The organism is Bacteroides sp. AM32-11AC (assembly GCF_003603515.1).
Lineage (GTDB): Bacteria > Bacteroidota > Bacteroidia > Bacteroidales > Bacteroidaceae > Bacteroides > Bacteroides uniformis.
On the sequence record NZ_QTNH01000004.1, the window covers coordinates 1 to 19580 of the forward strand.

19 protein-coding genes and 1 pseudogene are annotated in these 19580 nt (G+C 45.0%); 2 read left to right on the plus strand and 18 right to left on the minus strand.

All coding sequences use genetic code 11. From position 1 onward, the window contains the following. The 10 genes and pseudogenes from DW800_RS05160 to DW800_RS05210 form a co-directional block, all read right to left on the minus strand. Window positions 1-1440, minus strand: a pseudogene (locus tag DW800_RS05160) (hypothetical protein); the annotation flags it as partial. Between the two features lie 73 nt (window positions 1441-1513). Then, window positions 1514-3562, minus strand: coding sequence for a hypothetical protein (locus DW800_RS05165; protein WP_119957854.1), 2049 nt, complete (start codon window positions 3560-3562; stop codon window positions 1514-1516). Window positions 3563-3571: 9 nt separating this feature from the next. Then, window positions 3572-7066: a hypothetical protein gene (locus DW800_RS05170; protein ID WP_119957855.1), complete on the minus strand. Its 3495-nt coding sequence runs from the start codon at window positions 7064-7066 to the stop codon at window positions 3572-3574. 4 nt (window positions 7067-7070) lie between these two features. Next, a complete protein-coding gene (locus tag DW800_RS05175; RefSeq protein WP_044468282.1) occupies window positions 7071-7490 on the minus strand; it encodes a hypothetical protein in 420 nt (139 codons plus the stop codon). A gap of 111 nt (window positions 7491-7601) precedes the next feature. Further along, the gene (locus DW800_RS05180) at window positions 7602-7874 is read right to left on the minus strand and encodes a 5-formyltetrahydrofolate cyclo-ligase (RefSeq protein WP_117599745.1); all 273 of its coding nucleotides are present in this window, start codon (window positions 7872-7874) and stop codon (window positions 7602-7604) included. Then, a complete protein-coding gene (locus DW800_RS05185; protein ID WP_119957856.1) occupies window positions 7864-8076 on the minus strand; it encodes a hypothetical protein in 213 nt (70 codons plus the stop codon). The genes DW800_RS05180 and DW800_RS05185 overlap by 11 nt, the downstream gene beginning before the upstream one ends. Then, the gene (locus DW800_RS05190; protein ID WP_119957857.1) at window positions 8073-8348 is read right to left on the minus strand and encodes a hypothetical protein; all 276 of its coding nucleotides are present in this window, start codon (window positions 8346-8348) and stop codon (window positions 8073-8075) included. The genes DW800_RS05185 and DW800_RS05190 overlap by 4 nt, the downstream gene beginning before the upstream one ends. 359 nt (window positions 8349-8707) lie before the next feature. Further along, window positions 8708-9208, minus strand: a complete 501-nt coding sequence (locus tag DW800_RS05200) for a hypothetical protein (RefSeq protein ID WP_119957859.1) — start codon at window positions 9206-9208, stop codon at window positions 8708-8710. After that, window positions 9190-9627: an STAS-like domain-containing protein gene (locus DW800_RS05205; RefSeq protein WP_119957860.1), complete on the minus strand. Its 438-nt coding sequence runs from the start codon at window positions 9625-9627 to the stop codon at window positions 9190-9192. The genes DW800_RS05200 and DW800_RS05205 overlap by 19 nt, the downstream gene beginning before the upstream one ends. Further along, window positions 9624-10733 (minus strand): hypothetical protein, encoded by a 1110-nt coding sequence (locus DW800_RS05210; protein WP_119957861.1) that lies wholly within the window; start codon window positions 10731-10733, stop codon window positions 9624-9626. Before DW800_RS05210 ends, DW800_RS05205 begins: the two co-directional genes overlap by 4 nt. A gap of 471 nt (window positions 10734-11204) precedes the next feature. Here DW800_RS05210 and DW800_RS05220 point away from each other — a divergent pair, with 471 nt between their 5' ends. Then, window positions 11205-11402 carry a hypothetical protein gene (locus tag DW800_RS05220; protein WP_117599675.1) on the plus strand — a complete coding sequence of 66 codons (198 nt, stop codon included), beginning with the start codon at window positions 11205-11207 and terminating at the stop codon, window positions 11400-11402. 44 nt (window positions 11403-11446) lie between these two features. Next, a complete protein-coding gene (locus DW800_RS05225) occupies window positions 11447-11863 on the plus strand; it encodes a DUF5053 domain-containing protein (protein WP_044467566.1) in 417 nt (138 codons plus the stop codon). A 124-nt stretch (window positions 11864-11987) separates the two neighbouring features. On the opposite strand, the gene DW800_RS05230 is transcribed toward DW800_RS05225, so the two are convergent. The 8 genes from DW800_RS05230 to DW800_RS05265 form a co-directional block, all read right to left on the minus strand. Next, window positions 11988-12221, minus strand: a complete 234-nt coding sequence (locus tag DW800_RS05230) for a hypothetical protein (RefSeq protein WP_119957864.1) — start codon at window positions 12219-12221, stop codon at window positions 11988-11990. Window position 12222: 1 nt separating this feature from the next. Beyond that, window positions 12223-13158 (minus strand): amidoligase family protein, encoded by a 936-nt coding sequence (locus DW800_RS05235; RefSeq protein WP_119957865.1) that lies wholly within the window; start codon window positions 13156-13158, stop codon window positions 12223-12225. A 260-nt stretch (window positions 13159-13418) separates the two neighbouring features. Continuing rightward, window positions 13419-13979: a hypothetical protein gene (locus DW800_RS05240; protein ID WP_119957866.1), complete on the minus strand. Its 561-nt coding sequence runs from the start codon at window positions 13977-13979 to the stop codon at window positions 13419-13421. After that, window positions 13976-14944: a hypothetical protein gene (locus DW800_RS05245; RefSeq protein WP_119957867.1), complete on the minus strand. Its 969-nt coding sequence runs from the start codon at window positions 14942-14944 to the stop codon at window positions 13976-13978. The genes DW800_RS05240 and DW800_RS05245 overlap by 4 nt, the downstream gene beginning before the upstream one ends. Continuing rightward, a complete protein-coding gene (locus DW800_RS05250; RefSeq protein WP_117599679.1) occupies window positions 14938-15795 on the minus strand; it encodes a hypothetical protein in 858 nt (285 codons plus the stop codon). The genes DW800_RS05245 and DW800_RS05250 overlap by 7 nt, the downstream gene beginning before the upstream one ends. Beyond that, complete coding sequence (locus DW800_RS05255; RefSeq protein WP_119957868.1) at window positions 15792-17264, minus strand: hypothetical protein; 1473 nt, start codon at window positions 17262-17264, stop codon at window positions 15792-15794. The genes DW800_RS05250 and DW800_RS05255 overlap by 4 nt, the downstream gene beginning before the upstream one ends. After that, window positions 17261-17560: a hypothetical protein gene (locus DW800_RS05260; RefSeq protein ID WP_243634906.1), complete on the minus strand. Its 300-nt coding sequence runs from the start codon at window positions 17558-17560 to the stop codon at window positions 17261-17263. The genes DW800_RS05255 and DW800_RS05260 overlap by 4 nt, the downstream gene beginning before the upstream one ends. Window positions 17561-17824: 264 nt before the next feature. Then, a complete protein-coding gene (locus DW800_RS05265; protein ID WP_119957917.1) occupies window positions 17825-19579 on the minus strand; it encodes a hypothetical protein in 1755 nt (584 codons plus the stop codon). Window position 19580: the final 1 nt, after the last annotated feature.

Genomic DNA, 19580 nt, shown 5'->3' on the forward strand with positions numbered 1-19580 from the left:
GATAAACTCGCCGAACTTCAACAGAAAATTTGTGCCGTCAGACTGGTCTTTGCGAAGGAACATATCCTCCATTCCTTCAACGTAACCGGCTTTGTCCGCGTAACCGGCCTTTATCTTCTGACCATTTACCAATAGATAGTTCTCAATATATGAAAGCAACTCAAGCAAATCATAGTTACGGTGTTTGTGACCGACTCCACCACCAGAGCCATAAACGCGGGACATAAAATCTGCCAAAAAATAAGCAATGGCATCCACAGATGTTGTTGACCATTTTTCTGAATACGGATTTTGAACAGGAAACAGTGCCCCCCCGGATAACGATAGATGGGGAAATTCAGCAAGCCGAGGGGGCACTGTAAAAGAACCGACTTCAGGTACGGTAATGTTGAGAACGTCTGTAGGGACATCGGTTCGGGAAAGATTTAGTAATGGACGAGCGTCGGCATACTTGAATGTGAACGTATAATTGCTTGGAAGTTCGTGGTCTGTATAGCTGACATTGCTGTCTGTTACGACTATCCGGCGCAAATAATTACCGGCGTACAGATACTTGCCATTTGACGGGAAGAAATCAAGCAGCCATTTGCGCTCATCTCCATTCAGGTAACCAGTGTTTTTTTGAAACTTCCTCTCTGTGTCTACACGGTATTCTGAAAAAAATTCGTCAATTTCAGCAATATTATGCGTGTGTTCGCCATTGAATACAGTGTTACCATATGCCCGGAATGTATCGACACCTCCCAAAGAGTTTTCAAATAATATCCACTGTTCCTGCTCGGAGCGCATATCCTCAGCATAGTAACGCTGTATATATGTAAGACGCTGGCCGGAGGTGTTCTCGACCCATACATCATAATATGCAGGTAATTTATGTTCCAGCCATCCCGCAACGACAGAGTATTGTAGAGGCATGGTATAAGCTATACCTGGCATCAATTCTGTAACAGTATAATCACTCTGAGATTTAACAGTTCCAGACTCATCAGTAAAGTATGCGCGGAGTTTGACTGTACCGGCAACCACAGCATAGTAGGTCAGGAATTCCGGAGAATAATACGTGACCGACTTTACATTCGGTTGCCAGGTGAGGAAATTCTGTGTCAGAAAATTGGTGGGAGAGTCAGTCAAGCGGTCCACTCCAGAGCGGATAACGCGAAAGGTGATTTCAGTGGAGTCGATGACTGCTGTGAAATCGGCAACCAGGTTGGTTTGCTGATATACCTCTCCGATGTCTTTCAAGCTGTATGAAAGAAACGAGTGTACAATCTCATGTATATCTATCTCCATCACTCCGTTTTCATCAGGAGCATATACCTGAGACACCAGTTCTTTGTCGCCGGCCTTCAGAGTGAATGTCGTCTGCCGGGAAGAGCCGATGATGAAATTCTTCAGGTTCATCGAGAGCGACAGCATGTCGGGCTGTTGGATGATATTCATTTTACATTCTGTTTTTGGTGCGAATTTATGTGGATTGATTGCATGCAGAAAGGACAACGCATCATCAACCGCCTTAATCTGTAATCAATTGGGGAGTCATGTAAACGGACACTCTTCTATAACAGATTTCACCTTCTCCCCGGCGTGGATAATACATATAGCTGTAGTAGTCCGTCCGCTTGTGGTACTGTCCGCCTGCGGCATACTGTTTCTCGGTGGGCGGTGCAAGATAAACGATGGTCATGTCCACCAACGCGCCCGCCTCGAAGCCTGCTGCTGTCCATTCGTCTTCCGTCATTTCGGATAGCGTACAGTTTACCTTCCACTTGTAGGCAGGCATCTTCATCCGTTCGCTCTCGTCCATGGCCATGGTTACGGGCTCCTGGAGCTGCGTAGTGAGCAACGTTGTATCCATTGGCATATTGTTGCCTCCGAGAGTGTACTTCAGCACGTCGATGAGGTATTCCGAACCGCCCAGTGCCACTTTCCGGTAGACGGGGAGGGCTTGCTTCATTGTGTTCGTCATCAGTAGCGGAACTGTTACCTTGTGCAGGGCATTGCGCAGCAAGGTGTCGAAGTCTCGCCAGAATTTTTCATAGATACCGATAGGGCCGTTGTACAGAAGGGAGTAGCCACGCGCGGCATCGTGGTTTGCCCCGACGGGCAGTCCGGTACTGTTACTGTTACTCAAGGCGAAAGCCAGCATGGGATTCTGGTCATGGGAGGTTTCGGTCAGGTAGGGATCGCTTGTCGTTTCCTCACTTTCCTCACTTTTCGTACTTTCGTCCGCTACCCAGATAGTACTGTTGAGCATCCTTCCTTCTCCGATATAGGGGGCAGTTACGGAATTCCCGTATTCTCTTCCGTTGATAGTGCCCTGCACGAAGAACATTAGGCTGTCGAAACAGAACTGACTGTCGGGCACCTCCACTTCATAGTCATCCAGTCCTTCTTCTCCGGCATAGAACGGCAGGTTTCCGTCGGACACTACCCTGATAACGCCCTCCCTGCCATAGCCCATCCTTACGTATCTGCCGGATGCCATGTCATAGTAGGCCGTGGGGTATTTGCGCTCCAGCTCGGTGGTGCTGTCAAGAGTGCTTCCATTGCTGAGGGAGCTCTTTGACGATAGCTTCAGCTGACGGGCTGTCTCGTAATTGATTTCCGGTTGTCCGGCCAGACAAGCCGTCAAGTCTGTCGGGTTGCGTGCGGCTATCATGTCTTTGAAAAACTCTATGCGGACGGTCTTGGCCACTTCGTCTGGAACAAACTCGCAACAGAACTTCTTGCGGAAGACTTCGAGCAGGGTGGAGCATAGGCAGTCGGGCACCAGGTGGGCCAGCAGGATGGTGCCGTTCACCAGCGCATCGGCAGTATTGTTGATGAACACCATGCTTTTGAAAGGCTCGGTCTCGGTGAAAAAATTCGGTTGCAAGGTATAGCCGAAATAGGAGAAGATACGTTCCAGTAGGTAGGTGGCACGGATGAAGGGCGTAATGTAGTAACCGGGATCAAGTGTGATTATACGGCTGTCCACCTTCTCTGTACGGGCATATGAGTTGTATAAGCCTTGTTTCCTTGTGACTCTGGGACGGACCTGCATCGGCCTTCCATTCTCGTCCATTACGCAGGTGACGTTCACTCCGCGTTTTTCCCCGTCCAGCTCGATGATGACGGGGAAGAGGGTGAAATGCGGATTGGTGTTGTCGAGCAACGAACGGCACCAGTTGATACCCTGCTCTACGGTTTCTACTCCGGGTACGGTCTCGCTGCCGAAAACGGCCGGTACGGCAACTTTCTCGATGCGCGAAAGGAAACTGCCCTCGTTCATGTAGAATGTCGTCGTTATCTTCTCTTTCCGCTTGGCACCGAGTATGGCTTGCCGGGCGGTCACACAGTAGTCACCGTCTCGGATGCTGCATGTGATGTCTGTCTGCGGCTTTTTACGGTTGGCCACCATATCGGGGTAACCGGTCAGTTCCCGGTTCAGGTCTGTATCCGGGAGATCCACCGGAAGTGACTGCTCACCATAATCATTGAAGAACAGATTCGGACGTTCGATTTCAATTTGCGTGTCAGGTGCCAGTTGATAGGCTTTTCCTGAAGAATGTACTATTTTCATGATGAAATGTTATTTGCTTCCTATTTTACGCGAACGGTTCCGCAATTCCTGCTTGCGTTCAAGTTCAGATAGAGTGACGGATGCTGGGATGCCTTCTTCATCAATACGGATGATTGCATTGGCCAGGCGTTCCATCAGTCTTGGAGGCAGAGAGGTTCCTGATAGCGCAGGCGGTACCGGCACTGCAGATTTCTGGGCATCAATGGAGCCACCGGATGAATAACCGGCCATTCGAGCACGGATTGCCTGGTTAAGGTCAAGTGTCCTTATGGTACCGGCCTGCTGGGACTTGTCCAGTATGTCAAGTATCGGTGCGACGGTAGGGTTGCTTACAGCTGCATTGCTGGCCACCCATTCTTTGGATTGTCCGGAAGGCCCTTCACCTACTATGACAGTAGGACGGTCAATGAATCCCCGTGCATCAGGGTCGTAGTCGGCATCGGGAAAGAGCTTTCCATCCTGGGCGCGCCGGACATCAATCTTGCCTCCGGACTGGCGACCGGTGGCAACGCGTGCGCCGGTACCGGAACTGCCGGAATTACTGCCGGAAAGAGTCATATTTTTGATTTTATCCCGTTCAGCTTTGGCACTGGCCAATTGTGCGGCTCCGGTCACGCCCATAAGGGCTGCTGCGATTGAACCCGCAATCGGTCCCAAATCTGCATATGCTTTCATGATTGACACAGCTGTGTCTGCGATGATTTGTGATGCCTTGATTGCAAAATTCACGTCCGCATATTTTTTCTGTATATCAAGCTTTTTCTGGGCCTTTTCGTTTTCCAGACGTTCCACTTCTTCCGTATTACCTTGGGCTGCCTCAATTTCCGCATCATATTTTGCATCGACCTGGTCCATTTCCGCTTGCTGCAATGCTTGAATGGCTCCGGAAAACAGACTGGAATAATAGTCAAACTGCTTTTTATAACTGTCCCGTTTGAGGTTCTGGACGGCTTGCTCATATTGTTCCTCAGTCAGAAACTGCTGTTCACGTGCGAGCCTGAGCTGTTCCAGTTCCGCATTGAACCGTTCCTGCTGTGTAGATAAGCCATACTGGTCACGAATGGACTGGATACGTTGTTGATGTTCGGATTCAAGTTGTTCCTTAGCTCTAAGGTAGGCACTGTCCAATTCTGTCGTATCAAGATTGTTTTTCTCAGCCATTTCCTTACGCGCCTGGTAGGATGCCTCAAGAACCTTGAGTTGCGCGGCATAGTCTTCATCAACTGTAGTAACCTTGAACTCTGATTTGAAGTCCTTGACAAGGGTATTCAGCTTTTCCTGCAGTGAAGCACGCTTGGCATTCGCCGCCTTCTCCGCATCAATGACACGTTGATTGGACTTCCGGACGAGATTTTCCTTGGTTTCTGCATTGGAAATGGCCATGGATATGGCGTCCTCATAATAAGACTGTTCTATGATGAGCCTATTTTCCGCATACGATTTTTCAAGTTCGAGTACCAGCATTTCATTTTGTTCCTTACTCATTTTTCCTGATGCCAGAAAAGCTGAAAGAGCGGCAAACGAATCATTATACCATTTCTGTTGGGATTGCAGTTCTTCCTCCCTTAATGCTTCAAGAGACTTGGCGGCTTCCTGCTCCGTAGAGACTTTTGCTTTCTGCTCTTTTTCTGCAGCCGACTTTGCTTCTTTGGCAGCCTTTTCAGCCTTCTTCCTGGTCGCGTCAGAGTCCTCTGCCGGGAAACGTTTGTTGTATATTTCTTGGGCTATTTCCACATACTCACCGGCTGCATCCTTATTGTTCTTTATCCAGGCTTGCAACTGAACCTTCTCCATCTTGTTGAAGTTCTGGCGTACTTCTGCAAGCTTCTGCTGGTTCTTGACGGTTTCTTCAATAGTCTGGCCGTTCAGTTGTTTCAATTTCTCTTCGGCACCCAGAATGAGGTCACCATACTTTTTTATATCCTGCACTATTTGCGGAAGAGCTTCCGTATTGATGTATGCTGTCGGTGCGGCAAACATACCGTTGCTCTGGAAAACAGTCCTTCCACCTTGTTTCTGCTGTTCCAACAGATTCTTATACGCCTGGCGGTATTCTTCCAATTGCTCTGTTGTTTCCCGGATGGCTTTCTGATTCTCAAACTTTAGCAGCGCCCTTTGTTTCTTAAGGAATTCCTCCACCTTTTCGCCTGAAATTTCGATGGCATTCCCGTACTGGTCGAATGCTGTCGCTGCGCCAGGTACCATGTTCCTTATCTGGGCTATGACATTGGCCAACTCTTTCTGTTCCTCAGCGGAACGGGAGGACTTGCCGGTCAGTTCCTCGTATCGGTTCAACAGTCCCGGCAATGCGCTCTCAAGCTGTACCATCTTGTCGAAATGGTTCTCGTAAGTTTCCGTATAAGTGGTGAACATTTCCCCAAGTTTAGTGAAGAATCCATTGGCATACTTCAACATGGATTTCCAGAACGGCTCCAGCTTTTTTCCCACTTTATTGAAAAAGGCATCCATTGTGTCTCCAAGGTTGGACTGGATTCCTTCAAGTTCCTGCATCTGCACGGCCATGGAACCAGCAATGCCGTCGACACGACCGAGAGAAAGAAGATAATCCTTGATGGCATCCTCAGAATTGCGCACTTCGGTAGTCACTCCTCGGAAAGAGAACTTTGTAGTCTCTCCGGATTTGGAAGCCTTGATACCGAACTCCTTCAGACGTTCGTTCTCCCCGGTCATCGCATCAAGTATAGCCTCAATGAGCTGATCGACGGACTTTCCTTGGGAAGCGGCAAGGTCTCCCATGTTGACAAGCTCCTGGCTGGTAGGCTTGACCCCACGATTAACCAACTTGATATATGCTTCAGTCCATTCCTGCAAGGACGATGGGGTGTCTGCTGCCAATTGCTGAAGCATCTTCATGGCATCATTGGCCTTCTTCTGCGACTGGAAAGTATTCCGAAGGACCGCCTCGTATTTGGCGAATTCCTTGCGTGTCTCGTATGCCTGGTTATGGACATCCTTAAGCCATCCGACAACCTTAACGGCAATGAAAGCCTTGGCTGCCATTTTTAACTTGGACATCCAATTCACGCTGTTGCCGAACTCATTGTTCATGTTGTTACCTGCACTGCGTAACTCGCTCATGCGGGCACGGACTTCTCTGAGACGGGTATTGAGTTTGGCATATTCTTCCGGATTCGCAGATTCAGTCATATCATCCAAAGCAGCGGAAAGCTCCTTAGCTTCTTTCTTGAGCTGTCTCATGGTGAGATCGTTGACTTTCAAGTTACGGGTCAGCAGACTTATTTTCTCATTGTTTTTGGAAATTTTGGCAGTATAGTCTTTGCACTCTTTCGCAAGGTTCTGATAGTCTTTCGTGTTCTTTTTGCCTTGGGCTTCGAGCTCCACCATAGCCTTGCGGCGTTCGGCCTCTTCCTTTTTCAAAGCCTTGGTTTCCTTGGTCAGTGTATGCAGCTCTTCCTGAAGCTTGGAACTGTCACCTGAGATTATGAGTTTGATTTCGTCTTCGGATAAATGCTTTTTTGCCATAATGTTACCAGTTTGAGTTTTCATATTGAAGGGCCTGCTCCAGTTCCTTGCGAATATTGGTACGAACTTCTTCCGTGAAACCGTACTTTATTTCCGGGAATGTCTCATGATACAGCACTCCCCAGACCACCCGGTTATAAAGAGCAAGATTACGGCGAATATGACGGGAAATACGGTCACCGGCTCCACGACGATAATAGATGTCAAGGAAGCGGAGATATGGGAATATACGCAGATAATAGGCTTGTTTCGTATCTGATTCCTGGGCAATGAACGGACGTTTCTGAAGATGTGCCACCAGGTCACCAGACCGTGAGTTGAGATATGTACGCACAACTTTTTCTTGTGTTTCATAAATAAGGTTGATGCCTTGAGACATTATATCATGGACAAAACGTTCTCTGACAAGCTGGTCTGTAATCATATTCACTGTTATTTCCAGCGAAGATAGAATAGGGGAGGGGGTACGGAAAGGACATAAAACGAAGGGGCAACTATTCATCACGAACAATTACCCCCTATATGACAGTAGTATTTAGTTTCTCGCTTGGAGCATCCACCGGAAGTCCAGTCCTGATGAACCAGGACGGTTCTGGTATTTATAACCGGCATCAAGCATGGCTTGATGAACCTGCTCCTTACTAATATGCGCTCCAGGATCAATGCGACGAATGGCGTCGTAGACTTCATCCGTAGTGAACCAATGGGTGGCATGGCGTGCATCCGGGGCAGGTTTGAACGATGCGGACAAGGATGCTATATGGATACTGATATCGGTAATTTTCTGTTCTTGCTCTTTATTTTTCATTTTGTCCTCCTTTCTCATTAACATCAAGCGCATGCTGCAGGCAGGAAATGATTTCACGGGCATCCTCCGCAGAGATGTCACACATCACAAAGTTGCCATAATAAGCAAGGCAATATTTATACTCACTTGTTTCAGTTCCTGTGCAGAGACGTTCGGCTTGAACATAAATGTCTTTTTGTGTTATAGACTTGATACGATTCATTTGGCACCTCCTTTCTGGCACTTCTTTGCCTTATAAACGCACAATGCAGTGACCACAACCAATGGTGGGAACACCATTCCGGCACATGCCCATACGATGGCACGGAAGTACCAGCGGTCGGCTTCGGTCTTTATTTCGCAATCGGGAGCCAAAGCACGGTAGTAACGGCGCTGAAGGTTATTGACTTGCTCGGTAAGAGCGTTAACGGATTCGCCCACGGTAGGGATACCGGAGGCAGGCACGTTGAGAGTGCCAGAAATTTGATTTTTCATATACGAATAACTGTTGTAGCAATGGTAGAAAAAAGAACGGCTACCAAACCCGTTGCTACAACAGTTGATTCAACCCCGCCGAAGCGTTGGAATAAATGTTCGGGAATGATAGCCGTATAAGTATATATGCATACTTTACGCAATGTCTTCTTGTTCGTATATGAATTTGCTGGCGACATTCATGTCGGGAGCAAACCTATGGGCATAAAAAAAGCCCAAATTCGTATTTGGACAAATAGCCGTTTGTCCGGTCGGGGTTGAAAAAACAGCTCAACCAACTGTTGTAGCACTGCAAATATGGCAAAAGTTTTTGGAATGGCAAAAGAAAAGCGGAGTTTTTTAGACTCCGCTTTCAACATTTATTTGGCTTTTGCTTTGTTCACAGTAGCAATGGCAGATATTATGTTCCTATTAAAAACATCTTGCAGTTGCCATATACGATTCCTTGTTTCAAGATTAAACACAATATTTGGTTCTGAATATTGGTCGTTTATTTCTGTACATCCAGTGACATGTATTTTAGTTTGATTTAGTTCATCCATTATATTTATATCTACCTGCAGATTTCGATTTGCTACATTTTGAATATCATCTAATTTTAGACTTAATTGCTTAAATACTTCTTTGATGGTACGGGCATCATATTTACTTAAACAGATATCTCTACAAAAATCATTGTATTCATTTTTTATACATTGAAGTTCTTGAATGAAAAAATCTTTTAAACTCCGGTCATCATTCAATTTCTTAGGAACAATATAAGCTAATATACAAGCAACTGCCCCTCCCGTCAGTAAATCAACCACAATAGACAACCAATCCGTAAGCTGGCTTAAGAAAATTATGCAGAATGTACCCATACGTCTTCTAATAATTCTCCATTTATTAATCTATACCATGCATTATGATCCTTTTTGCTGGTTTTCAATGGTTCTTCATTATTCACTCTATGTTTTGCCCATTCAGGTATTACTTCATTACTAATAAGTTTCGTCCAAACATCTTCTTCTTTGGAAACAACTCGTAAATATGTTTTTACAGCTTCTTCTCCAAAATCATAAACTAAATTACCAATAGCTTCATCTAAGAAAGATGACATATAACCATCTGTTCCATCTAAATCTAAAACTAATTGTGCTGAATTTTTGTATGCTTCAGCAAACCTTCGATTCAGTACTTTATGGTAAAATTCCTCGCCAGAATCTGGTCCTTGCTTGCAATATCTTGGTCCCGGAGACATACTGAAATCAGATAAAACTTTAATTTGTTCAGCTATCATATTTTTATATTATTAACAAAATTATCAATGCATTCATTATCAACTTCCCAATAAAATAGTACGCCAGAGAAAGGATTGTTCATTTTATGCTTCTCTTTTATATTATTAAAATCCAAATATACATCATTTGTGATTACCTTCAAATTCTTAATCAAACCGGAGTTAAATTTATCTAAAATACAAGGTAATCCTTTATTACGATTGACTAATTGAGTCGAAGAGCCATATTTCCTTAAAAAAGCACGATATAATATATCGCTATTATCTTTCAACGTAACTGTATCTTTTATTTCCTTTAAAAATTTCCTATGAAGCGTTTTTAATATACCAGTACCCGTATCAGTCATGGTGAATGACACATGATCATCTACATAACAAATTCCTAAACGCCAATGTTTAGGCCTTTCGATATAAGCGTGTTCCACCGAGTTAGAACAAATTTCCATTGCTACGGTGTAAGCAGGTTGATATCTTTGTGGAGAACCTAATAGAAAACCAGATGCTTTTCGAACTGCTTGTGCAATATCTTTATTCCTCGTCTTATTAGTACCTGCTTCAACTATAAGATTAGGAACTTCAATTGCAAAATTCTTTCCATGACTATCTTTCATATGATTTAAAAAACCAGACTCTATGAAAAACTTCGCACAATCAGTTCTCTTTGGATAGTTACCTGTAACCTTGATGCCATAATTACTTAATTCACAAACTACAGATAATAAAAGACAAATCGCAGCAGAATCTATTGTTTGGACATCTGTTAAATCTAAATTAATTTCTTTCAATCTCCGATTAGAATGCATATCCAATAATTCTGCAACAAAAGCAAACACTTCATCTTGATTTGTCAATACTTCAAACTTTGAAGGCATTACTTTTGATATATGTTTGTCACGGATACATTTCTTATAAAGACGAGGATACCGAATAAAAGCTATTCCTTGAGCCTTACAAATCAACCGTTGCTTATGCTTTTTTTGGAATGCAATTTGCCTTAACATCAAATGCCTTGCCCTATTTGCTAAAGACTTTCTATATCTCGTTCTTCCTCCTATCATTAAAATTATATATGGCGAATCCCTTATCAAGACATGCCCAAAAGTCATAGTGCAAACTTTAACCCGATTTTACGGATTATATCTTGAAAAGGGATTCATATTATATCTTAATGTCATACTATTATTTATTGGGCATAGCAAATATGGTGAAAGTTTTTGGAATGGCAAAAGAAAAAGGTTATTTTTGGAATAAAAGAAAGAAGTTATGCAAGACCAATACAAATTAACTCAGTTGGAGGATAGAATCAATAAAGTATGTACGGATTTCAACTTATTGAAAGAATCTGTCAGCTGGCTTCCAATCATCATCATGATATGCTTTTTATCGGGTCTGATAATAGGACTCCTGATAGGCTTCCTATAAGTGCAAATATACCCCATTTCTGCACATGTTAAAATTTTCATGTGCAGAAAATGCATTTTTGTTCAATAAAGAAGAAATATATAAAATTTTCTTTATGGAATTTGTGCATAAAGAAATATTTATGTATATTTGCATTGTCATTAAAACAAAGAGATATGGAAAAAGAAACAAAAATGCAACTGGTTGCAAAGCTTACCCAGTTAAAATTGTTATCTAAAATGTATGAACACACTTTCAAGAATGCAGGAAACCAAATGAGTAGGCAGAAGATGGATGAACTCTTGGATGCAAAACTGGAAACAGACAAACAGATAGCACTTTTAGAAAAGGTTTTGAAAGAATTGGAAAAATGAAGTTAAACAAGCTCCCCATAAGGGGAGCACAAAACAATAAGCTTATGGCACTTAAAGATGATTTGAAGAAATTGCATGAAATCGCTCACTCCGGCACACCGGATGCCATGGAGAAATATGTTGCTCTCTCTGATGAAATAACCAGTAAATACACAGATCAAAAAGATGTTGATGCAATAGCCGATTTCCTAATCAATGGCTACAAGGAGGTTTCATCAGAAGCTGAAGAATTGAACAACTATATCACATTGAAGCAACAAATAGCTCCCTATACGGAAATCATTCCATTGGGATACATTGCCAAGAAGTATTTCGGTAAAAGTACCGCATGGCTTAGCCAACGTATCAATGGCAGCAAAGTCAGGGGTAAAGTTTATACGCTCAGCAAAAAGGATTTGGAGACATTCAACTTCGCTCTCCAGGATATAAGCAAACAATTAGGTTCACTCTCCATATCTTGAGAGACGTTTTATGACAACTTATCCCCGTAGTATGAACCGCTACGGGGATTTTTCGTTCTACCGACCACATCAATATAAAGAAGGCTTTCACACAAGTTGGAAGCCTTCTTTTGTTTGGAGGGGATTATTCTACTTTCATATACCCGTTGGAAAGCAAATCCTCCCAAAAATGCTCCGGGGTATCAGCTCGGACTACATGCCCCGTCTGGTCATGGAAACGGTCGGCGAAATGGTACATATATTCCTGGTCGGTACATTCACTGTCGAAACGGCTGCTTTCACGGAGTTTGGTTACAAAGTCTGCAGGGCAGGAGGCGGCAATTATACCGCCATCCTGCAAAGTGTAAGTTGTCATCATATTATGCTAATTTTTTGGTTCTCAATTTGAAAAATACTTTTTGGTCGGCTGTCAGAAAGGGGATATTTGAAAGCGGGCATCCCAAATTCACCATGCCGTGTTTTGCAAAGGTAATCATGTTGGCGGCAAACCGTATCCAATTTTCCATCTTTGTGAAATTGGTGGTACCCGAATGCTGGCGAAATTCAACTGTGCGGTGGCGTGCGTAAGCCTCAAGGTTCAATTTGTGGTAGCGGTCGTTTCCAAAGGCTGAACGTAGCTGCATGATGTTCTCTGCCTCCGTTATACTGCGTTCTGAAATTCCGGTAAGGCATTTGCAATATCTGTTGTTCCGGCGGGTACCCGGCATAAAGGAGTCGATTACCGGTTCGAGGCGGCGGTAAGTTATTGCAAGGTTGCGCCAGGTTTCAATGGTAAAGTCTGCAGCGTCCATGTGTATATGAAGGCCGCAGCTGTCGTTCACCTTCACATTGCAATAATCGAGCACCCAGCATACCTTCTGAAGTTCCTGCAATCCGGCTTCCCCTTCAAGTATCGGGCTTACCAGCTCGAAAGTATCGTTCCCTCTAAGACTTCTGTCTGTAACCAGCTTCCAATGGTCGCGGGTGTTATGGTTGTAACCTTCCACTGCAACTGCAATTCCGGCCTCACGAAGTTCACGGGCAAGAACTCCCTTTTCGCAGTTATATGCCTCTATCTCGATGCCGAAACGTCTGTTGAAAGTATAGTCCAATTCGGGGCAGGCTGCGATGGCCGGTTGCTGACCGAATCTTCCGGCTTCCAGCATTTTCTTGTATACGTTCTGCACGAAACCGTAATTTCCGTTTGTTACCAAATCGGCTATCTGGCGGCGGGTCAGACCTAAAAGAAGGAGCTGCTGTATCTTTGCCGTCTTTGTTATGCTTTGGTTAAGAATGTTTGTAACTTGTTCGTTCATAATGTTTTATCCTTTATTTTTCGTACAGCTAAGGTAACACTATTAACGCGCATAACGTAGTAATATCTTGTTTATTATCAGTGCATTAGCTTTGTTTAGCTTGAGTAAAAGAATGATTATTTCTCGTGGTAGGGATGACGGAAAAGAGTAATCATGAGTAGCTCCTGGTCGCGAACTTCGACAGCCCACGACCAGGATGGAAATAAACAACATGAACAAAAAGTTTCTGAATTATTTAATGATTGGCACAACAGTATCAGCTACTCATTAAGGGAAGGTTTAGCATTGAACAAATCGGTCGCGGCAGAACTGAACATGAGTGTCCAACCTATGGATTTGAATTCGGATGAGACAAAAGGGATAATGTCATGATTCTCCGATATCTTATCAAGCCATGGCAAATCCTCAGACCGTGAATCAAAAATAAGCCTTTTTCTGAGTTCCGCAAGGAGAGACAATGTTATTTCAGAGGCAATGGCCGTCTCAACCATGTCTGCGGAATCCGAAACTTTCATGGCTATGGTAGCTGCAAGTTTCTGGCTGTCAAGAATGGAGTTGTGTGTGTCACGGCTTGATGTGAATTCTCCGAAATCCACGAACAGATAGTTGCCGGTAATATTATCGACGCGCTTCTTTACGTAATCGTATGACTGCCCGAAAACAAGATTCTCAAGTTCGGGCATTATCGGTTCCGGGAGTTTTTTGACATACCCAAGCAGTTCCGTATATTGGATAAAGTCACTTGAGCCGTTGGCGAACATGGAGACAACCCCTTCCTTTTGGGGAAAACGGGCAAAATATCTGAGTAAATCAAGTATCATAGGATTTCATTTATTATGTGGATTGGAAGTCTGACTTCTCTGGCAATATCCGCTTTATCCATTTTGGCCGCATGCAGGCTGCGCACTGTATCAATAATTTTCTTCCGGAGGATGGTCAAATACTGGATGACATTCATCTGTTCGATGGTTTCAATATCCCCAAACCCGTCTGAACTCAAGTTGTACAGAGACTCAAGTGCACCCGTGGAAATGGCAGAAACTTTGGTCTCCTCAAGTTCTGTAAGCAACTTGAACTCAGTTTTGGTAAACAGATAATTGGTGAAGGCCTGAAAATTGAAGGCTATGGAAATAAGCTCATCCATCGGCATCCCAGTGAACTTCTGTGCCAACTTATGCGCTCCGGCAGATGAATACCGGTCCGGATAGTAAAGGATAGCGGCCAATAACGGAAGCTGTTCTTTCGGACATCCAAGGAGACCACGTGCCTCAATGAACTGGAGTGCCGTAAGCGAGCAAGTAAGCCGGTTGAACATGGTTTCTATATTATAGGCAAAAAAAGTTTCATCCTCAAGATGTATCGCCGGAACCAATTGTTTGCAGAAACATGAGTCGACTGCATATTTGTAGTCCAGTCTGTCCAGATACCTGGATATGGTTATTCCATGCAACCGGTGTGGTGGTATCTTCTTACAGAGTCTGTATGTTTCAGAATCCAGTTCCTGGAGTGCTGCATCATTATCCGGATAGACAATTGTGAAGGGAAATGTCACTTGCTCTGCAAGCCAGGCCACATTTGCCCATCCATCCGTATTCCTTATTTTTTGAAGATTCCATCCCATAATTCGGCAAACATAATTCACACGAACCATGCCGACGGATATTTTTCCATCCGCAAACCTTTGTATATCACGCATGAGTGCTTGGAAGTGATAAGGAGTTAATCCATCCCAGGAATTGGGGATGCTGTATTGCATTCCTTTTGCTATAAAATCTATTGTCAACATGGCATCAGCATTATTATGTCGTCCGGACGGTTAAAGGATGTGTTCGTATCTACAGAGCCGGAACTGTCCGTTGACAAAAGCAGATCTATATTGGCCAGTTCCCGCTTCACCTCTTCAAGCAGAGAGTCTGACAGAGCAAGTAAACGTTCTTGCTCTTGAGTACCATATCGCATAACTTTTGAGTCTTCAAATAAATTGCGAATCGTACTTGGAAAATCGAGAATATCAAAACGCCGCAGGGCAATGGCTATGGTCTGCTTGGCGAGGCATCGTTTGAGCAGACGCAGTATCTCTTCCTTTTTTTCTGCCCGCTCAAAATAGGCCGATATCCCGTCATCCAGCGCTTCGCTCTGGATCGGTATAGTCCGGAAAAAGAACAGATAGGACATGTCTATCGTATACAGCATGTCGAACTCCTCCGTACTCTTTATTTTAAGAACATCAAGCATCTTCTTGTATCTCGTTTCTTTCCAGGAGGGCACGGTCTGACTGTTATCAAGCAATTGGATGACAGTATCCATGGCATTATAATAGTTCTCAATATACGACCTGCGCATGCTTTCCTGCTCATGCTTGTATATATCGACATCATCCTTACGCTTGGATACAACATCAAAAATGAGCTGTTTGGCCATGGTCAGATTGGCCATCGCAAGACGCAGGGCCTCCTTCAATTCGCCCTCGTCTGCCGTCAGTTCGGTGTAGACATCTTTGGTAAGGATGATAACCATCTGCTTTTTCGCAGAAATGGCAGACGAATTGAGCTGGTCGAAAGTGACATTGCTCTCTGCATAGGGAGCATACTTCCGAAATTCCGAAATGGTGGTAAACAGTTCTTCCAATATTCTCATGACTGTTGCTGATTTAGTCTGTTTTGAGGTGAAACATCTTCCTGGCGTGCCGGAACTTCGCGATAGAATCCAAGACGGTACCCCTGGCTGTATAAATGGGGAAAGTTTATCTGTATGGCCATATTGAACGGTTCGGAGCAGATTTCGTCTTCCGATGTCAGTGACATAATGTATATCAGATAGTTGTAATACGCATCGGCTCCTGATTTGGATATGACCCCGTCCTTGCTGACACTGGATATGGAGGAGTCAAGTCCCACGCTTGACAGCAGCACCTCATCAGCGCGTTTGTCATAGGATATCAAGGCATCGATATATTCCTTGTATTTCAAATCAACCGTCTCTATCTTCCAGCGTTCCTCTTCGCCCTGGCTGTTCTTGAAGCTGATTGTCGCATACGCCTTACCCTGGTTGTCTGCACCGGACAGATAGCGGGAGATCTTGCGCAGTTCAGACTGCAGATACTTTATCAGGGTGGATTCCTTGAATTCCGAACCAATCACGATGCCATTGTACATCAGTTCTTCCTCATTGTTTTTCTTGCGCCGTTTATTCTCGTCGCAGAGTTTGGTTATCTGGATCCTCTTGGACTCAAGCCAGGCATTGGGGATGACAATGTGTATCTTGGCGGCAAGCGAATTACGTAAAAAGGAGTTGATATAATCAGCCGTATCGTTGGAACCCTTGATGTAGGAGCGGGTACCGGCATGGGTCTCGTTCACACCGTAGAACTCATCCACGGATTTTTCCCGGTGATGGGAAATGGCCGCGAATCTGTAATTGGCAAGCTCCGAAAAGGAAAACTTCGGATAGATGCGGAAAGTGGATGTGCCATACCCCCAACGCCCTACGGCAATGTAGCGGAAATCCCGGTAGTAGACAACATCTGTCGCCACATCCTTCTTGGTGGTGGCCAGCCGGCAATGTCTGTTCTCCATGGATTCAAGGCCGGCAACGGGCATCGTCCCTCTTGCTTTTCCCTTTGTGAAGCGCCACTTTACGAAACAGTCCCTGAAATAGTAGTAGTTCTTGATGATTGATTTGGCCACTTCCTTATAACCCGATTCAAGACCGCGCTGTTCCCAACTGTTGAGCCAGTCCATGATTTCCGGACAGTCAACCCACTGTTTCTGAAGTTTCCCGTCCACGATTGCCGGCTTGTACACGGCAAGCCCATGGCCATACAGCATGCTGACCTGCTTGGTAATCAGTCTTGGCAGAAGCCGGTTCTTCTTTATGTCGGACGCGACTTCCTCGCATTTCATGTTGTTGAAGCCACGGCTGCACACCTGGAATCCTTGGATGCTCTGCCACTGCGTATCCGGAAGACTTCCTCCACTCAGGGGGAACATCGGGTCCGGTTCCAGGACTGAAGCCATTGGCCTGTCTCCAATCTGGAAGGATATTACATTGTCATCGTCAAGATAGCAACCGAAGTTGCCTACCATTTTGAGATTGCTTTTACTCATAACCAATCTATTTTATGAAGTTTGAAACCATCTTGAGGAAAGCCCATGTACCTGATGAGAATACGGTAGCACATCTTGGGTTCCCCGTCTGCGTCTGTAAACAGAAAGAAGTTGTCACTGTCTATACTGAATCTTTCTTCAGGCAGTTGAGTACGCCATCTGCATCCTTCTTTAACTGTCAATGTGGCTGATGCCTCCCCCTTATGCCTGGAACACGGGAAGAAGGCAATGGTAAAGCAGCCGTTAGGCAGTTTTGATATCTCTTTGGCCCATAGCATCGCTTGAATACCGGTCATTGTCATTTCCATGCCCGAAAGTAGCAGGTTTCTACTGTGGGAAAAAGGACGAGAAGCACCCTCCGTCATATTTCCGAGGAATGCTGGAGGATGCCTTGCAATCCCAAAACTCAGCGATGCGTGCTAAACAGTCCCTCACGAAGAAAACGCTTTTCGCTTTCAAAAACATAAACACCTGGTTTCCAGATAAAAATCATTTGTTTCAATGTCAAACGACACCATTATTGTATCTTTACTGACTATTTTTATAGTGAAAAACAGCCGTTATATAGTCAGATTATCAGGTAAATTGTCCGGCATGGACGATAATTCACTCAACACTTTGTTTCCATAACGCCCGAAAAGAAGATAAATCAGGGCGCTGGGAAGCTGCGTTGTCAGTCCGGCCTGGTTCTTGAGAGGCACTTTCTTTTCCGAAGATTTGTCCAGCTCGATGCGACCTTCCGTTTTTTTCAACGGTGACAGCATAATGGCACTGCAAAGGTTCCTGCACTCGTTTTCGTCTATCAAAATTTCCGGCAAGGCATTGCTCCGGCCTCCAAACATAAGAAGCAACAACTTGAACTGTTGCCAATGATATACGGTGGCCTGCCCTTCGTTCATCAGTTCCACCTCAAAGCCATAACTTTCCAACTCACGCTTCAGGGCACGGCTGTCGGTGGTAATCTGCTCCAGTTCTTCACGACGTTTATTCCCGGCACGGTCAGGATAGAGGACGATACGTTTATTCAGAGCATCGGTACCGAAAAACTCGTAGAACTGACGGGCGAGTTCGGGCTGTTCATCCGGGTAGCAGCAATAGAACTCTTTGATTATACGGAGCTGACGGCCGTATTCCTTTTCCTGCCCGACAACAAGGCTGGAAAAGTGGCCGGGGTCATATCCTACCAGTAGCTCGTCACGCTTGTTGTAGTGCTTCAAATAGCGGGCTGTGAGTAGAAAATGTTCCCGCAGGTCAAGTCGTAGAATGGATTCATAGATATAGCTGTCTGCATACTGATGTTTCTCCTTGTTGTAGTTGGCGAAGAACTTGTTGATAACCTCCTTATGGCGGATAGCGCAGATGGAAGTGAGGAATTCGTCCATATCCAAGGTCTCAAGCTGCGTCTTGAAGAATTTCGGACCAAGAATATCCTTGTTGCAGAAGGAACTGGCACGGACGTACAACGTGGCGTTACGGCGCATGTCCGCCAGGCGGGGCTGCCATAAGGATATGATGCGATCCTGCCTGATGATTTCAAGACGGATACGCTCAAGGGTAACGGGGTTAGTCGTTTCCCGTTGTGAGTTTATAAGCTTGTATTTATGATAGATAGCTGCATTCACATGAAGCGCGACTGTAGATATTTCCTCCATCAGTTTCGTATCCATATTCTTCTCATATTCCTCGAACCAGTCATCTTCGCCGAGGTCCACACGCGCGGTATCGGATACGCCCGTGATTCCTTGGTAATAAGGTGACCGGCGTATTTCGGCACTGGCACCACGGAGGGAAGGGAACAAGCGGGTTTTCAATTTCTCCCCTTTGTTGTGTTTCATCTCTTCAATGATGGCGTGGACGGCAGAGCGTCCGGCAACGGACTCCGGCTGGTCCGAACTTACCAACTGGATGTGATGGCCATCCCGGAAAACGACACTGTGTTTGGGGTAGGATATGGGATATCGGGGCTTGCGGAAATGAGAAGGGAGCTTATTTTCGCCCACCACATAGTCAATACCATATTCCAGCATGGAACGCACCTTCCCACCTATGGTGACTTCCCTGGAGAAATAAGCCTGAAGGTTGGGCCATACGTTCGTCATCAGGGCAACGTAGGTCTTATGTACCAGAAACGACAGCTCGCCTGGCATGTCATTGGCCACACGGATGATACGTGGGCCGGTGATACCTTCCGTCTTGCCACCTGCACGCGCCACCTCGGCAAATATGTTGTTGGCATCGATGACATTGACCAGTATCTGCATCTGGTTCATGTAGTATTCCTCAAACCGGGAAGTGGTTTCAATATCTGTTTCCATT

What these genes read in the sequence shown, in the direction of transcription:
- DW800_RS05175 (WP_044468282.1), bottom strand. Translation starts at nt 7,490, where the DNA reads ATGATTACAGACCAGCTTGTCAGAGAACGTTTTGTCCATGATATAATG.
- DW800_RS05200 (WP_119957859.1), bottom strand. Translation starts at nt 9,208, where the DNA reads ATGGGTACATTCTGCATAATTTTCTTAAGCCAGCTTACGGATTGGTTG.
- DW800_RS05180 (WP_117599745.1), bottom strand. Translation starts at nt 7,874, where the DNA reads ATGAAAAATAAAGAGCAAGAACAGAAAATTACCGATATCAGTATCCAT.
- DW800_RS05205 (WP_119957860.1), bottom strand. Translation starts at nt 9,627, where the DNA reads ATGATAGCTGAACAAATTAAAGTTTTATCTGATTTCAGTATGTCTCCG.
- DW800_RS05240 (WP_119957866.1), bottom strand. Translation starts at nt 13,979, where the DNA reads ATGATACTTGATTTACTCAGATATTTTGCCCGTTTTCCCCAAAAGGAA.
- DW800_RS05220 (WP_117599675.1), top strand. Translation starts at nt 11,205, where the DNA reads ATGGAAAAAGAAACAAAAATGCAACTGGTTGCAAAGCTTACCCAGTTA.
- DW800_RS05165 (WP_119957854.1), bottom strand. Translation starts at nt 3,562, where the DNA reads ATGAAAATAGTACATTCTTCAGGAAAAGCCTATCAACTGGCACCTGAC.
- DW800_RS05230 (WP_119957864.1), bottom strand. Translation starts at nt 12,221, where the DNA reads ATGATGACAACTTACACTTTGCAGGATGGCGGTATAATTGCCGCCTCC.
- DW800_RS05265 (WP_119957917.1), bottom strand. Translation starts at nt 19,579, where the DNA reads ATGGAAACAGATATTGAAACCACTTCCCGGTTTGAGGAATACTACATG.
- DW800_RS05185 (WP_119957856.1), bottom strand. Translation starts at nt 8,076, where the DNA reads ATGAATCGTATCAAGTCTATAACACAAAAAGACATTTATGTTCAAGCC.
- DW800_RS05210 (WP_119957861.1), bottom strand. Translation starts at nt 10,733, where the DNA reads ATGACTTTTGGGCATGTCTTGATAAGGGATTCGCCATATATAATTTTA.
- DW800_RS05260 (WP_243634906.1), bottom strand. Translation starts at nt 17,560, where the DNA reads ATGACCGGTATTCAAGCGATGCTATGGGCCAAAGAGATATCAAAACTG.
- DW800_RS05190 (WP_119957857.1), bottom strand. Translation starts at nt 8,348, where the DNA reads ATGAAAAATCAAATTTCTGGCACTCTCAACGTGCCTGCCTCCGGTATC.
- DW800_RS05245 (WP_119957867.1), bottom strand. Translation starts at nt 14,944, where the DNA reads ATGTTGACAATAGATTTTATAGCAAAAGGAATGCAATACAGCATCCCC.
- DW800_RS05250 (WP_117599679.1), bottom strand. Translation starts at nt 15,795, where the DNA reads ATGAGAATATTGGAAGAACTGTTTACCACCATTTCGGAATTTCGGAAG.
- DW800_RS05255 (WP_119957868.1), bottom strand. Translation starts at nt 17,264, where the DNA reads ATGAGTAAAAGCAATCTCAAAATGGTAGGCAACTTCGGTTGCTATCTT.
- DW800_RS05235 (WP_119957865.1), bottom strand. Translation starts at nt 13,158, where the DNA reads ATGAACGAACAAGTTACAAACATTCTTAACCAAAGCATAACAAAGACG.
- DW800_RS05225 (WP_044467566.1), top strand. Translation starts at nt 11,447, where the DNA reads ATGGCACTTAAAGATGATTTGAAGAAATTGCATGAAATCGCTCACTCC.
- DW800_RS05170 (WP_119957855.1), bottom strand. Translation starts at nt 7,066, where the DNA reads ATGGCAAAAAAGCATTTATCCGAAGACGAAATCAAACTCATAATCTCA.